The sequence below is a fragment of the Streptomyces sp. NBC_01264 genome (assembly GCF_026340675.1).
Lineage (GTDB): Bacteria > Actinomycetota > Actinomycetes > Streptomycetales > Streptomycetaceae > Streptomyces.
Window position 1 is genome coordinate 116,469 of record NZ_JAPEOX010000005.1, and the last position, 13,912, is coordinate 130,380.

At 65.7% G+C, this 13,912-nt stretch carries 10 protein-coding genes and 8 pseudogenes; 10 read left to right on the forward strand and 8 right to left on the reverse strand.

Annotation, left to right across the window (positions count from 1 at the left end; translation table 11 throughout):
* Nucleotides 1-65 precede the first annotated feature (65 nt).
* Both OG435_RS50500 and OG435_RS47605 read left to right on the forward strand, forming a co-directional pair.
* Nucleotides 66-197 (forward strand): annotated as a pseudogene (locus tag OG435_RS50500) (Tn3 family transposase); the annotation flags it as partial.
* Between the two features lie 100 nt (nucleotides 198-297).
* Nucleotides 298-834, forward strand: a complete 537-nt coding sequence (locus OG435_RS47605; RefSeq protein WP_266887917.1) for a hypothetical protein — start codon at nucleotides 298-300, stop codon at nucleotides 832-834.
* 41 nt (nucleotides 835-875) lie between these two features.
* Here OG435_RS47605 and OG435_RS47610 read toward each other — a convergent pair whose 3' ends face one another.
* Nucleotides 876-2,126: an IS256 family transposase gene (locus OG435_RS47610; protein WP_266887919.1), complete on the reverse strand. Its 1,251-nt coding sequence runs from the start codon at nucleotides 2,124-2,126 to the stop codon at nucleotides 876-878.
* A gap of 142 nt (nucleotides 2,127-2,268) precedes the next feature.
* On the opposite strand from OG435_RS47610, the pseudogene OG435_RS47615 reads away from it, so the two are divergent.
* Nucleotides 2,269-2,865 (forward strand): annotated as a pseudogene (locus OG435_RS47615) (Tn3 family transposase); the annotation flags it as partial.
* Nucleotides 2,866-2,958: 93 nt separating this feature from the next.
* Here OG435_RS47615 and OG435_RS47620 read toward each other — a convergent pair.
* A complete protein-coding gene (locus OG435_RS47620) occupies nucleotides 2,959-3,354 on the reverse strand; it encodes a cupin domain-containing protein (RefSeq protein ID WP_266887921.1) in 396 nt (131 codons plus the stop codon).
* A gap of 52 nt (nucleotides 3,355-3,406) precedes the next feature.
* Here OG435_RS47620 and OG435_RS47625 point away from each other — a divergent pair.
* The 3 genes and pseudogenes from OG435_RS47625 to OG435_RS47635 form a co-directional block, all read left to right on the forward strand.
* A pseudogene (locus OG435_RS47625) lies at nucleotides 3,407-3,622 on the forward strand (AraC family transcriptional regulator); the annotation flags it as partial.
* Between the two features lie 47 nt (nucleotides 3,623-3,669).
* Nucleotides 3,670-4,389 (forward strand): IS6 family transposase, encoded by a 720-nt coding sequence (locus tag OG435_RS47630; protein WP_266887923.1) that lies wholly within the window; start codon nucleotides 3,670-3,672, stop codon nucleotides 4,387-4,389.
* A gap of 73 nt (nucleotides 4,390-4,462) precedes the next feature.
* Nucleotides 4,463-5,500: pseudogene (locus OG435_RS47635) on the forward strand (tyrosine-type recombinase/integrase); the annotation flags it as partial.
* 102 nt (nucleotides 5,501-5,602) lie between these two features.
* Here the strand turns inward: OG435_RS47635 and OG435_RS47640 are convergent.
* The 3 genes and pseudogenes from OG435_RS47640 to OG435_RS50505 all read right to left on the reverse strand — a co-directional run.
* Nucleotides 5,603-6,061, reverse strand: a complete 459-nt coding sequence (locus tag OG435_RS47640) for an SMI1/KNR4 family protein (RefSeq protein WP_266887924.1) — start codon at nucleotides 6,059-6,061, stop codon at nucleotides 5,603-5,605.
* Nucleotides 6,062-6,077: 16 nt separating this feature from the next.
* The gene (locus OG435_RS47645; RefSeq protein ID WP_266887926.1) at nucleotides 6,078-7,046 is read right to left on the reverse strand and encodes a polymorphic toxin-type HINT domain-containing protein; all 969 of its coding nucleotides are present in this window, start codon (nucleotides 7,044-7,046) and stop codon (nucleotides 6,078-6,080) included.
* 336 nt (nucleotides 7,047-7,382) lie between these two features.
* Nucleotides 7,383-8,183, reverse strand: a pseudogene (locus tag OG435_RS50505) (RHS repeat-associated core domain-containing protein); the annotation flags it as partial.
* A 212-nt stretch (nucleotides 8,184-8,395) separates the two neighbouring features.
* Between OG435_RS50505 and OG435_RS47650 the strand changes: the two are divergent.
* Nucleotides 8,396-8,677: pseudogene (locus tag OG435_RS47650) on the forward strand (transposase); the annotation flags it as partial.
* A 37-nt stretch (nucleotides 8,678-8,714) separates the two neighbouring features.
* Here the strand turns inward: OG435_RS47650 and OG435_RS47655 are convergent.
* A pseudogene (locus OG435_RS47655) lies at nucleotides 8,715-9,065 on the reverse strand (ISAzo13 family transposase); the annotation flags it as partial.
* Nucleotides 9,066-9,246: 181 nt separating this feature from the next.
* Between OG435_RS47655 and OG435_RS47660 the strand changes: the two are divergent.
* The gene (locus OG435_RS47660) at nucleotides 9,247-9,816 is read left to right on the forward strand and encodes a hypothetical protein (RefSeq protein ID WP_266887928.1); all 570 of its coding nucleotides are present in this window, start codon (nucleotides 9,247-9,249) and stop codon (nucleotides 9,814-9,816) included.
* Nucleotides 9,817-9,958: 142 nt separating this feature from the next.
* Here the strand turns inward: OG435_RS47660 and OG435_RS47665 are convergent, their stop codons facing one another.
* Together OG435_RS47665 and OG435_RS47670 are read right to left on the reverse strand one after the other, a co-directional pair.
* A complete protein-coding gene (locus OG435_RS47665) occupies nucleotides 9,959-11,341 on the reverse strand; it encodes an IS701 family transposase (protein ID WP_266887930.1) in 1,383 nt (460 codons plus the stop codon).
* 447 nt (nucleotides 11,342-11,788) lie between these two features.
* Entirely contained in the window at nucleotides 11,789-12,802 is a 1,014-nt protein-coding gene (locus tag OG435_RS47670) for an IS701 family transposase (protein ID WP_430625867.1), read from the reverse strand.
* Between the two features lie 55 nt (nucleotides 12,803-12,857).
* Between OG435_RS47670 and OG435_RS47675 the strand changes: the two genes are divergently transcribed.
* Both OG435_RS47675 and OG435_RS47680 read left to right on the forward strand, forming a co-directional pair.
* Nucleotides 12,858-13,624, forward strand: a protein-coding gene (locus tag OG435_RS47675) for an IS5 family transposase (protein ID WP_266888009.1) whose coding sequence is annotated in 2 segments (ribosomal slippage) — nucleotides 12,858-13,149 and nucleotides 13,149-13,624 — 768 coding nt in all. Because the reading frame shifts where the segments join, the coding sequence is not laid out codon by codon here.
* Between the two features lie 132 nt (nucleotides 13,625-13,756).
* Nucleotides 13,757-13,909 (forward strand): annotated as a pseudogene (locus tag OG435_RS47680) (IS6 family transposase); the annotation flags it as partial.
* Nucleotides 13,910-13,912: the final 3 nt, after the last annotated feature.

The following is a 13,912-nucleotide window of genomic DNA, read 5'->3' on the forward strand; positions in this document are numbered from 1 at the left end:
ATCCCGTGCGGGGTGTGGGAGGCCGTGTACTTGTTCGAGGGGCTGCTCAAGAATGAGTCCGAGGTGACGGTGGACATCGTCCACGGCGACACCCAAGCCCATGCGACATCGTCTTCGGCCTGCTCACCCTGGCTGGGTTCGCCTACGCCCCGCAGCTCGCGGACCTGCCCGATCAGAAGATGTGGCGCGTCGATCGTATACGGCGAGAAATTGTCAAGACTTGTGGATCAGTCTGAGTAGGGGTGCGCCTAGCTTGCTTCCTTGCGTGGGAGTTCACTGGCCGGTAGACAGACCGGCATGTTCGAGACGCTGATAAATCGTTTGAGCCTGTCGCGGAGCGCGTCCATTACCGACGTCGTCGGCGCAGTGCACCTGATGCCGTACGGGCGGCCAAGGGTCCGGAGTGCCGAGGGGGCACTTGCCGAGTGGCGGGGGACCTGTTCCACGAAGCACGCCTTGCTGGCCGCGTTGATGGCTGAGCGGTGGCCCGAGACAGAGCCGCGATTGGTCCATCGCGTCTACCGGTGCACGCCCGGGCAGGCCACGCGAAGCTATGGTCCGCAGGTCGCCGGTGCAGTTCCTCTGGAGGGCTTGTGGGACGTTCACCGTTACCTGACGGTTGGCATCGACTCGCGTCGGATCACGATTGACATCACATTTCCCACAAGTCCGAGTTGGGACGGGGTCAACTCCATGCGACTGGCTTGCGGGCCTGGAACCGACCATGTCGTTGCCGTCAACGCGGACGCGGATGCGGAGAAACGGGCACTGGAGGAGGCCTGGTGTGACCCTGCTGTCCGGGAGCCGTTCATCGCGGCTCTCGCCAGCAAGTGACCGACTGTGAAGTGTGCTTCCCGTGGACCGCACACGTCAGATCATGCCGCGACCTCGCCGCCTTCAATGAGGACACCGTTCTCGAAGCGGGCGCCGGATCGGACGAGGGCGACGAGGTGGGGTGCGGTGACCGCGCGCCAGCGTGCCTGAGCGGACTCGACGAGCTTGAAGACCATCGCGAGGGCGGCGGCCGGACTGCCGGCCCCGCGGGTGACCTTCGTCCGCAGCTTCACCGTGGAGAAGGTCGACTCGATCGGATTCGTAGTCCGTAGGTGGATCCAGTGTTCGGCGGGGAAGGCGTAGAACGCCAGCAGCTCGTCCACCTCCCCGGTGATCTTCGCGACGGCCTTGGGCCATTTCCGGTATGCCTTCTCGAACGCCGTGACCGCCTTCTCGGCATGGGCGCGGTCCTCGGCGTTGTAGATCTCCTGGAGCGCCTTCTTCGCTCCGGGCTGCGCGGATTTCGGCAGTGCGTTCATGACATTGCGGGTTTTGTGAACCCAGCACCTCTGGTGCCTGGCCTGCGGAAACACCTCCGCCAGCGCCTTCCACAGGCCCATCGCTCCGTCGCCGACCACGAGTATCGGATCCCGCATGCCGCGCCGGCGGCAGTCCCGCAGCAGATCCGCCCAGGATTCGGTGGACTCCCGCAGGCCCTCGGCGATCGCGATGAGTTCCTTGGTGCCGTCGACGCGGACGCCCATCAAGACCAGCAGGCAGGAATGGGTCTGGGACAGGCGGATCTTGGGGTGGATGCCGTCGGCCCACACGTAGACGTAATCGGATCCGGCCAGGTCACGGCGCTGGAAGGCGGCATGGTCCTCGGTCCACTGCTTCGTGAGCCGGGTCACCGTCGCAGGTGACAGGCCGGCCGCGGAGCCGAGGAACTGCTCGAGTGCGGGCACGAAGTCGCCCGAGGACAGGCCGTGGAGGTAGAGCAGGGGCAGGACCTCGCTGACCTTCGGGGACTTCCGGCACCACGGCGCCAGGATCTTCGAGGAGAACCGCTCACGCTCCCCGGTCCCGGCATCGACTCGCTTGTCGTTCACGCGCGGCGCGGCCACCTCGACAGGTCCCGCGGCCGTGGCAACCGACCGGGGCCGGTGACGGCCGTTGCGGACCACCAACCGCCGCCCGGCCTCGTCCCGCTCGCTGGTGAGTTCGGCTATGTACTGCTCGACCTCGGCCTCAAGGGCGGCGGCGAGCATCCGCCTCGCGCCTTCCCGGACGATCTCGTCGATCAGAGAGGTACCGCTCTCGGTGGTGCCGTCTTCGGTGACTACGCTGAGCACGGGCGTGCCTTCCCAGCCCGCGCGACACCGCGGGCCTACTCGGTGACCTTGAGTCGATCACCCGGGAAGGTACGCCCTCCACATCCCACGAGGCACCCCACCCCGGGCCGATCCACAGGTTCCGAGCATTGCTCATCGTACGGCCGACTACGGCGCCTTCCAGGCCGCGGCCCGCGGCCGGATCGACCTCGCCCGCATCGAGCGGCACTGGGAGGACATCCTGCGGATCATCGGCTCCATCCACACCGGAGCCGTCCGCGCCTACGACGTCATCCGGATGCTCTCCCGCGACGGACGCCCCACGCCGCTGGGCGACGCGATCGCCCACTACGGGCGGATCGCGAAGACCCTGCATATCCTGCGCCTGGCCGACGAGCCCGGCTACAGGCGGCAGATCAAGGTGCAGGCCAACCTCCAGGAAGGCCGCCACGCACTGGCCCGGAAGATCTTCCACGGCCGGGCGGGGCAGCTCTACCAGCGCTACCAGGAAGGTATGGAGGACCAGATCGGCGCCCTGGGCCTGGTCCTGAACGCGCTCGTGCTGTTCAACACCCGCTACATGGACGCCGCCCTCGCCCAGCTCCGCGCCGACGGCTTCGAGGTGCGCGACGAGGACGTCGCCCGGCTCTCCCCGTTCGTGCGCCACCACATCAACGTGCTCGGCCGGTACTCCTTCCAGCTTCCCGACCTGCCTGGCGGAATGCGCCCCCTGCGCGATCCGGACACCGCCGAGGATTGAGTCCCGCGCCGCTCTTGCCGGGCAGTCGGCGAACGTAGCCGACCCGGCGGCAGGCTGACGCCATGGGCAGTGGCGTGTCCGAAGCCTGTCGGGTCAGGTGCTGAGTTCGTGTCCGGTTGTTGAGTCGACGTGCTCTGGGATCTCGTCGTGGCGATCGCCCACGGTCGGTGTCCCGGTGGGCTCGAACATGAGGATTGCGGCGCCGGACGGGGCGTACGGCTTGTGCTCTGTGCCTCGGGGGACGGTGAAGACCGCCCCCTGCGGGAGCAGGACCGTGCGCTCCCCGTCGGGCTCGCGCAGGGAGATGTGCAGCTCGCCGTCGAGTACCAGGAAGAACTCGTCGGTGTCGTCGTGGACGTGCCAGATGTGGTCGCCCTCGACCTTGGCGATGCGGACGTCGTAGTCGTTGACGCGCGTGACGATGCGGGGGCTCCACAGGGCATCGAAGGAAGCCAGAGCCTTGCTGAGGGGGATGGGTTCGCTGCTCATGGGCTCATCCTGAGCCGTTTCGCTTGACCGCCGTGAGTGCTAGGAATTGCACATGGCGAAAGAATCCTCGCACGCAGCTCACGCGGCGGGCGTACACCGGGTCGTCGTGATCGTGGACGAGAACTCGAACCCCTTCGAGCTCGGCTGCGCGACCGAGGTCTTCGGTCTGCGCAGACCGGAGATCGGCCGTGATCTCTACGACTTCAGGCTCTGCTCCCCCGAGCCCCACACTCTGATGCGAGACGGAGGTGCTGTCACCTTGTCGGGGTGAGGGTGGGATGATCTTCGGGTTATCCGTCTGGGGAGGGACCTGTCGTGTCGTCTGGGGTGCCGTCGTACGCGAATCACCGCTATCCGGTGGAGATCATTTCGCACTGTGTGTGGCTGTACTTCCGCTTCCCTCTCTCCTTCCGCGAGGTCGAGGAGATGATGCTCGAGCGCGGGGTGATCGTGTCCTACGAGACCATCCGCCGCTGGTGTCTAAAGTTCGGGCAGGCCTACGCCAAGGCGCTGCGCCGCAGGCGCCCACAGCCCGGCGACAAGTGGCACCTCGACGAGGTCTTTATCAAGGTCAACGGGGTGCAGAAGTACTTGTGGCGGGCCGTCGATGCCGACGGGAATGTCCTCGACATCCTGGTCCAGAATCGCCGTGACAAGGCTGCGGCCAGGCGTTTCTTCCGCCGGCTCCTCACCACCACCGGGCAGGTGCCCCGGGTGGTCGTCACCGACAAGCTCCGCTCGTACGGGGCCGCGCACCGGGAGGTGATGCCCTCGGTCGAGCACCGCTCCCACAAGGGCCTGAACAACCGGGCGGAGAACTCCCACCAACCAACGAGGCAACGTGAACGCGCGATGAAAGGATTCCGCAGCCCGGGCGGGGCGCAAAGGTTCCTGGCCGCGTTCACCGGGATCTCACCCCACTTCCGGCCCCACCGGCATCTGATGACCGCCGGCCGCCACCGCTTCGAGATGATGATCCGCTTCACCGTCTGGAACCAGGTCACCGGCAGCACGAGCCTGCTGGCCGCGGCCTGAACCAGCCCCGTCCAGGCCCTGGCACACCCTGACGCACCATCAAACGATCATACCGCCGACAACGTGACAATGCCACCTGACGTACTGGCTCAGCAGTGTCGCCGTTCACCGGCTTCGCGAGAACACCCACACCAGATACGCCGCCTGCGTCCGCCTCCACCTCATCCCCGGCCTCGGCACCAAGAAGGTCGCGCGGCTCACCGCCAAGGACATACGCACCTTCCTCGACCGGCTCGGCACCACCTGCCAGTGCTGCACCCAGGGACTCGACGCCGAGCGGAAGACGTGCTGCGCGGTCGGCCAGTGCTGCCAGAAACGGCTGTCCGCCTTGACCGTGACCTACGTGCATTCGGTGCTCAAGTCCGCCCTCGAACACGCCGTCCGCGAAGACGAGCTGCCCCGCAACGTCGCCCGGAACGTCAAGACCACCGCACCCCGGCCCAGGCGCTTCCAGCCCCTCACGGCGACGGAGGCTCGCAAGTTCCTCGACGCGGCTCGCGCCGACCGGGGCTACGCGCTGTACGAACTCGCCCTGCGCACCGGACTCCGCAAAGGCGAACTCCTCGGCCTCCACTGGGAAGACCTCGACCTCGACGCGAGCACCGCCACCATCCGCCGCTCACTACAACGCACCCGAACCGGCGGCCTCATCCACCTGCCCACCAAGACCCGCGCATCCGAACGCCGCATCGCCCTCCCCACCAAATGCCTCCACTCCCTCAAGGAGCACCAGGAACGGCAGGACGAGGAACGCGAAGCGGCAGGATCAGCCTGGCAAGACAGCGGCCTCGTCTTCACCACGCCAACCGGACGGCCTCTCGACCCGGCCAACCTCACCCGCCGCTTCCGCGGCTTCCTCAACCGGGCCGGGCTCCGCCACATCCGCTTCCACGACCTCCGGCACTCCACCGCCACCCTCCTCCTGGAGCAAGGCGTCGACCTTGTCGTGATCAAGGAACTCCTCGGCCACGCCCACATCGGCGTCACCGCCGGCGTCTACGCTCACGTCCGAATCCGCCTCCAGCGCCAAGCCATCGACGCCCTCGGCAGCGCCCTCAGCCCGACCGACGACACAGCCGACGACCCACCAGCCGCAGCCGTCGTCCGCTGACGTTGCCGTCAGCGTTGCCGTCAAACAGCCCAGCAGCCCCCCGCCGTGAATTCGGCGGGGGGCTGCTGGTGCCACTGCTGAACGCGCTGGCGCCTTGGTGATCTATCTCCCTACGCGCAGTCCCTCATACGCCAGGAATTCAAGGAACCCGGTCGCCGCAAATTGCACTTGACCATCCTCATGGTCCCAGAAATCAACCTGGTTGGCACAGCGACCTTCGACGACCGAGAACCCCCACCAGTCGCCTGTGCCGACCGGGGCTACGGCGACAAAGTCGCCATCCTTGAACTCGGCTACGTTCACCCTCACCAAGTCGTCTTCCTGGTCATCAGAAGCAACGACTGGCAGAAGGTCGAGAAACAGGAACATTCCTCCGCCGTGACGCTTCATGAACTCCCTGTACTCGCCAGGGAGCTGCGCCTGGAGAGTCTCCTCCGCCTCCGACAGTTCGGCTTCGGAAGCCACTCGGGACTCAAAGACGTCGAAGCCTTCTGGACTGCTCAGGCCAGCGCGTTTTGCGCGAGCCGCAGACAAGTGGACTTCAAACTCTTCAATCTCCACGATCTCACCTAACCGATCATCCGGGCCAGTTGTCGAACCAGTGGTCTGGGCTGTACGTGCCCCAGCCCTGCTCCTGCGATCTATACCACCAGTGCAGTTGGGTGTCTTCTTTCCTCATTTCCTTCGTGACACCTTGGTTATGCGGATTTCGATGGAGATCCGTTCCAACACCTCGGTGGACATTTTGGTCTAGCTCATGAATCGGAGCGCCGGGCATTTGGTCCGCGTGGTGGATCTCTATTCGATCGCCAAGCTGATTCGGGCGAAGCCCAAGCGAGCCGCGGATGATGTCAGAGCGAGTCCAAGCACCAGAATTGCGAATCGGGGCATCGGCAGGACCAGCGCCAGTTCCCGGAGCGCAATTGCATTGCACCCCCGGCGGAGTGGTACCGCAGTTGTGGACGAGGACCGGTGTGGCCCCGGCCAGCACATAGTACGTGTGGACGTCGTTGATGGTCAGGTCGTGAGTGCGCTGGCGCTTGGTGTACTGGTTGAGCGCAGTGATCTGTACCTGGTTGCCCGTGCTGGTGTGGAGGGTGAGGCCGACCTGCAGGTCGGCGGCGTTGACCCACTTCTTGAGTTCGGGGACCCAGAAGGGGTGGGTGTCTGTGGAAACGATGCTGGCAGGGCCATCCGTGGTGGCGACAGTGAGTTCAGTAAAGTCTTTGTCGTCTTCGGTGCGGATGGTCTCGAGGACCTTTTTTTCGTAGTCCTTTCCCGATTCTGGGTCGGTGGCAAGGACGGTATCCCCGACCTCAATGTCCTCTATGTTTTTTTTGGAGCCGTCTGCCATGAGGACATCGGTTCCTGGGACGAATGAGTGGCAGATTCCGAAACGTACCTGACTCTTGGCTCTTGCTATCCCCCCGCCCTCGAAGAACCCGACCGTTTCAATGGTCGATTTAAGGTTGCCGAATATGAAGGTGGCGGGATCGCAGCCGCGGTCGGACAGTTTCTGGCACGCCCCGAGCAGGGCGCCGATCATGATGGACCACTCGTCTGTGGGGTTGTCGGAAGGTCCCCAGAATGATATCTCGTGAAGGTAGGTAGCTCGGTATAGATCGGTGAATTCTTGGGTGTTGACCTTCGGGAATTTGTAGACAGTTTTGTCGGGGGCGGTGACGGTCGGTGGACCGTTGAAGGAAGCGCCTGACGAGCTTTTTCCTCGGTTGCTGTCGTAGGACCCAGTTCGCGAAAGGTTGCCGCCGGGGTCGTTCTCGCCTCCGCGGTCGGTGATTTCACCTGCATTGCCGATGGTGATGGTTCCTTCTCGGCCGCAGTTGTAGAGTTTGCCGCATTCTTCGCTCTTGAGGCCGGTGGGGTCGCTTTCTGTGATGGGGTTGTTGTTGGCGTAGTTGTAGCCGTTGAGGGATTGGGGCTGGTCGAGGCTGAGGAGGGGGTCAACGCTGATGAACTGGCCGAGTTTGGTGTCGTACTCGCGGGCGCCGATGTGCGTCAGGTCCGTGCTGGTGTCGATGTCGCCGCCGACGAATCCCTTCTGACCGGGCCAGAAGGCCGGGGTGGCCCCGCGTTGGGCGCCGTAGGGGAGGGATTTGCGACGGTTGTAGGTGAGGGTGGCGGCGCTGATGGAGAGGTTGTTGGTGCCGTGGTGGTCGGCGACGAGGAAGCGGACGCGGCCGTCGGTGCTGGAGCGGATGGCCGAGCCGCCGGGGACGCTGTAGTAGCGGTTACCGGTGACGGCGTTGGTGGCCTTGGTCAGGATGAGTTCCTGGCCGCCGGGGAGGTAGAGGGTGGTGGTGGCCGCCTCGCGCTTGAGGATCCGGGTGCCGCTGGTGTCGTAGAGGAACGAGGTGGTGGCGCCGGAGACCGTGGAGGTGGCCAGTTTGCCTTCGTCGTTCCATGTCAGGGTCTGTGCGGCGGAGGCTGCGGTGTCCTTGGTGGTGAGGTTTCCGCTCTGGTCGTACGCGAAGGTGTCGGTGCCGGTGGCACCGCCGGTTGCGGTGACTTTCTGGAGTTCGTGGCCGGTGGCGGTGCCGGTGGGGTAGGTGTGGGTGCGCAGGGTGTCGGCGGTGATGGGGCCGGCCTTGTGCTGCTTTTCGGTGGCGCGCTGGCCGGTGTCGGTGAAGGTCCAGCTCGTCCAGTACGGGTCGACGGTGCCCAGGCTGGGGGTGCCGGCGCCGTTGACGGGCTTGGTGGTGCAGTTGTCGCCGGGGCGCTGTCACCTTATCGATGCATGACATGGACGCGTCAGTAGATCTTTCGGCGAGCGCCCCGGATCGCGTCGTCGGGCGAGAGATTTTCCGTGGCGGACACCTCGGAGGCGCCCAGATTTCCTGACGTGGTCACGCCAATTTCGATAACGTGACAGTGCCCGACGAGCTGCTGGCGTTCTACGACTTCCCCGCCGAGCACTGGATCCACCTGCGGACCACGAACCCCATCGAATCAACGTTCTCCACAGTCAAGCTCCGGACCAAGGTCACCCGCGGCGCCGGCAGCCCCACCGCCGCCCTCGCCATGGTCTTCAAGCTCGTGGAATCCGCCCAGGCCCGCTGGCGCGCGGTCACCGCACCCCACCTCGTCGCCCTCGTCCGAGCCGGCAACCGCTTCGAGAACGGTCACCTCGTCGATCAGGACGAGACCCTCGCGGCATGAACCACCTCAGCTGATCCACAACTCTTGACTATTGCTCCTCCGCGTTGGCCTGCAGGCTGAAGCCGTTCTCCCGCAGCAGCCGGCCCACGGTCGGAGCTGACACGTCACGCCCCTGCCGCGTCAGCTCCTCGGCGCTCTTGCGGCCGCCGCCGTCCCGGCGGACCCGGCCATCGGGCAACGGGTCCTCGCCGCCCTCCAGCTCGAAGACCCCCTTGCGCACCGTCGTCTCGCTCACCCCTGCCGCGCGCGCGACGGCCCGGACCCCGCCGTGCCCCAGCAGGCGAGCCTCGGTGGCCAGCGCCAGCCGCTGCTGCCTCTCATTGAGATGAGGGAACAACACCCCGAATCTCAGGACGAGTTGGTCACGGACTCCACCCGGTATGCGCATACCACACCAACGACGGAGACACCGAGAAGCAACGTGTTGATTCTTTACGAGTCCTAAAGATAGAAACAGGAATCGAGACACTACACCCAATTCACCCAACCGAACGGCCAAGCCTCCCCCACTCCACACCCGCACCCACCCAAAATGCAAAAGTCACACCCACCAGAAAAAGGAAAACCAGGTGCGCTACACACGCCACGCACTCGCCATCACTACAGCACTCCTCGCCCTCACCGGACTCGCCACCACCGCACACGCCGACAACACCGGTGACAGCAAGGACGGGAAGGGCAACATCTGCTTCATCCACGTCGAAGGCAACCACAACACCGACGCCTGCGGCAGCATCGAATACGGCAACAACGCCACCACCGGAAACGGGCATAGGGTCATCGGGCGGCCTGAATGGTCCACTCAAGGATACGATATCGTAAATAGGAGCGACCACCCCGTCTACTTTGACGGTTGGAGCGGCGGAAACCTGGATAACCCTCCCCCCGCCCAGTCTATTCGGGCTGGAGGAACTCTACATATTGAACAGGAATGGAGGGGGGGAGATACGAATACCACTCTCTACATTGCCGCGCTGATGTCGAACGGTGAACCGAACCACAACGACAGGGTCGAGTTCAATCTCAGCATTAATGCGATCTTCCAACCTGACGCCAGTGTAGACAACTCCCACGCCCAGACCATCCAGGGCTCATTGATTCAGCCCGGGCCCGGAAATCCGCAGCTGACAGTTTCCTGAGAGCTCGTAACACGATCTTGATGAGATGTCCTGGTCAGCCGTGTCCGGTGTGACGATTCAGCCGTTCGTGGTGGTGTGAGTACTCGGCCGTGGATCGTGGACGACGACTTGTGGGCACTGACACGGCAGCTGTAGTTCTGGTTCAGGGCTGATCGTGGCGGTGGTGTCGTTGCTGGTGGCGGGTGGTCGCGACGGCTTGGTGGTGGCGCCGCCAGGCGATCCAGTGCAGGACGTGGTCACGGTCGCGGGCTGGTGGGGGTAGCACAAGGGCCCGGAGGAGACGGATGAGCTCGGGGCAGGTCAGCGGGACGAGTCCGGGCGGCGGCTCGGAGTCTTCGTGGACGGCTGCGGTGGTGAGGGCGAGGACGGCGGCGGCGATCAGGGAGAACAGTGACCAGCGCATCCAGGAGTTCCAGCAGGTCACCTGGCCCTGGTCGAGTCCGGTGAAGCCCTTGCCGAGCTGGAAGGCTTCCTCGATGCGCCACCTGCGGCAGATCACTTCCACCAGCGTGGCCAGCGAAACGTCGCCGGGCGCCCAGCAGCGGAAGAAGGACACCTCACCGGTGTAGCGGTGCCGCCGCGCGACCAACACACTCGTCCCGGCCCCGGCCCCGGCCCCGTTCTCGTTCTCGTTCTCGTTCTCGTTCTCGTTCTGGTCGGGAGTGTCGTCGGGGCGGACGTCGAGCCAGGCCCAGTCGTACTCCCGGGTGCCCTTGGTGCCATGCCCGGTCTGCCGGCGCATCCACTGCCCGGGCCGCACCCTGTTGACCAGTTTGCGGGCCTCCCGCCGGTGGCCGGCCCCGTCGGTGACCTGGTACGAAGCCGGGATACCGACCACGTAGCCGAGATCCAGCGCGCGTATGCCCCGGCGCAGTTCGCGTCCGCAGTACACCTCGTCGCCCGCGAACCAGCGGGCCTCGATCCCCGTGGCGAGTGCGTCGGTGACCATGGCCAGTGCCTGCTGCGGTTTCGTCGCGAAGGTGACGTGCTCCGGCACCCCGGCCATCTGGCGGCGTTCCTCGTCCGCGGCCCAGTCCGCCGGGAGGTACAGGGCCCGGTCAAGGATCATCTTCGTGGTCGAGGTGACCGCCGCCAGGTGGACCGCCACCTGGCACAGACCCACACCGCCGATCGCCCCCGAGTACTGCCTGCCGGCCCCCACGCAGTCCGTGGACGACTTCGCATCGCCCGTCTCGTCCACCACCAGCACCACTTCCTGCCCGGCGAGTTCACCGGCAAGCAGACCGGCGATCTCCCTGCGGGCCAGATCGTGATCGAACCGGGCCCGGGACAGCAGATGCTGCAACCGGTGCGGCCCCGGATGTCCCAACGCCTGCCCGAGAGTCCAGCAGTTCCGCGTGTCCACCTCGAGCAACAGCCCCGTGACCAGCTCCGCCGCCGTCGCCCGTGCCTCACGCCGCACGAAACAGCCCGCGACCACACTCATCGCCCTTCCGAAGGCCTCGCCCCACGCCTTCTCGGCTACCGTGGCCTCCACGGCCACCGCGTCTCGATACGTCGTCACAAACGTTCATGATCACGGTGGCCATACCCATGCCTGCACCCACCCCAGCAAGTCCCTGAACAGCGACAACGACGGAACTACAGCTGCCGTGGCAGAGGCGGGCGCGTTGTTGATGTCGGCGACGCCAGGTGGACCACCACAGCAGGTGGGGGCGGTCTCGTCGGGGCGGCGGGAGGATGGAGGCCCGTAGCAGGCGGAGGAGTTCGTGGCTGCTGAGGGGGACGAGGTCGGCCTCGACGGGGTCGTTCCGGCCGGTCTGGGCGGCTCGTTCGAGGGTGGCGGCGACGGCCAGGAAAGCGTAGGCGACCAGGGCGATCGTGCTCCAGCGACGCCAGGAGTTCCAGCAGGTGACCTGGCCTTTGTCGAGATCGCAGGTCTCCTTCGCGTCCTGGAAGTCGTCCTCCACCCGCCACCTGAGGCACACCAGTGACACCAGTCTTGCCAGGGTCACCGGCCCGGGGGCGAAGCAGCGGTAGTAGGACACGGTGCGGGTGTAGCGGTGCCGGCGGACCAGCAGGAAGGACGTCCCCGCGTCGCGGTCGTGTGCGGCGGGGTGTCGTCGGCGGTGACCTCGATCATCGCCCAGTCGTAGTCACGTACGCCCTTCTGCCCCGCACCGGTCCGCATCCGCTGCCAGGCCCGCTTCGGCAGCCGGGCGGCCATCTGGGTCACGCTCAGCTTCGCGGCCGGGGTGGTGACCTGGCGATCGGAGCGCACGCCCACGACGTAGCCCAGGCCCAGCTCGCGGCAGGCCGTACGCAACTCCCGCCCTCCGTAGACCTCGTCGCCCAGGAAGAACGAGGCGGATATGCCCTGCTGATGGGCGGCGCGAGCCATGCGGGCCGCGAGTTGCGGCTTGCTCGCGAAGCCCAGCTTGTCGGGAACACCGGTCAGCTCACGACGCTCCTCGTCGCCGGCCCACTCCTTGGTGAAGTACAGGCGCCAGTCGATCAGGCAGTGCCCGGCGGCCGTGGCGAAGGTGAGGTGCACGGCCACCTGGCACAGAGCCTCGCCGCCGACCGAGCCGGAGTACTGGCGGGCCGCGGCCACCGCGTCGGTCGAGGACTTCGCGTCCCCCGTCTCGTCCGCGATCAGGATCCCGTCGCCGTCGTCGAGCAGGTCAACGGCCCAGGCCGCCGTCCGTTCCCGCACCGTTTGTTCGTCCCACACCGCACGGGACAGCAGATGATGCTGGCGGTGCGGACCTCGCTCGCCGATCGCTTCGGCCGGGCTCCAGCAGTTGACGTCCTCGAGCTCCATCAGCATGCCCCGCGTCATCCGCGCGAACGTCTCCCTGCTCTCGGAGCGGGCGAAGCAGTCGGACAACGAGGCCGACAAGGCCCCGAAGGCCCTGTCGTGGCCTGCCCGTCGACCGTGGTCGAAGCGGCCGTCTCGTTCTGATGTTGCGTCACACCACGTCATGATCAGGGCGGCCGTCCTCACGCCCGCACCCCACCCCATCACCCCGCTGACCAGCCACGATGAGCACAGGGAGAGCTATCTACAGCTGCCGTAACTGATCGAGCCGCTGCTGCCGCCCTGGCCGATGAGGTCACCAGGGCCTCGGCCAGTGGCTGACCGGCTGTGCCTGCAAGGCATCCTGTACGTGCTCTGCAACGACATCGCCTGGCAACTCCTGCCGCCTGAGCTGGGATTCGGGTCCGGACAGACCTGCTGGCGGCGCCTTGAGCGTTGGCAGCAGGCCGGAGTCTTCGACCAGCTGCACCGAGTCCTGCTCGCCGAGCTGAACGCGGCAGGCCGGCTCGACTGGTCCAGGGCCTGCGTGGACGGCTCCCACATCCGGGCGAAAAAGGGGGAGCTGACACCGGTCCGTCGCCGGTCGACCGGCGGAAGACGGGCAGCAAGCACCACCTGATCTGCGACGGACGCGGCACTCCGCTCAAAGTCATCACGACTGCGGCGAACGTCAACGACGTCACTCAGACTCTCGCCCTGGTCGATGGCATCCCACCGGTGGCAGGTCGTCCCGGCCGGCCCCGCCGACGTCCCGAGGCTCTGCTCGGGGACAAGGGTTACGACTCCAATCCCAACCGCGATGAGCTGCGCAAACGCCGGATCCTGCCCGTCATCTCCCGCAAGGGATCCCCGAACATCAAGGGCATGGGCAAGCTCCGCTTCGTCGTGGAGCAGACCTTCGCACTGCTCCACCAGTTCAAACGACTCGCCGTTCGATGGGAACGCCGCACCGAGCTCCACAACGCCTTCGTGTCCCTCGCCTGCAGCCTCATCTGCTGGCGACGCCTCAACAAGCCCAACTCATGATCGTGTTACGAGCTCTGAGGGACTGTAAATCGTTCGGCTCTGTCACGGCAGCTGTAGATAGGGTGCTGTCACATTGTCGGTGGCGGCCTGGGATGATCTTCGGGTTGTGGGTGTCCGGGGAGGGGCTCGACCGTGTCGTCTGGGGTGCCGTCGTACAAGAATCACCGCTATCCGGTGGAGATCATCGCGCACTGTGTGTGGTTGTACTTCCGCTTCCCCCTCAGCTACCGGGAGGTCGAGGAGCTCATGCTCGAGCGGGGCGTCGTCGTCTCCTATGAGCTCGTAACA

Coding starts and splice junctions, on each gene's coding strand:
- OG435_RS47605 (WP_266887917.1), top strand. CDS start 298: ATGTTCGAGACGCTGATAAATCGTTTGAGCCTGTCGCGGAGCGCGTCC.
- OG435_RS47620 (WP_266887921.1), bottom strand. CDS start 3,354: ATGAGCAGCGAACCCATCCCCCTCAGCAAGGCTCTGGCTTCCTTCGAT.
- OG435_RS47645 (WP_266887926.1), bottom strand. CDS start 7,046: ATGATCGGCGCCCTGCTCGGGGCGTGCCAGAAACTGTCCGACCGCGGC.
- OG435_RS47670 (WP_430625867.1), bottom strand. CDS start 12,802: ATGGGGTGGGGTGCGGGCGTGAGGACGGCCGCCCTGATCATGACGTGG.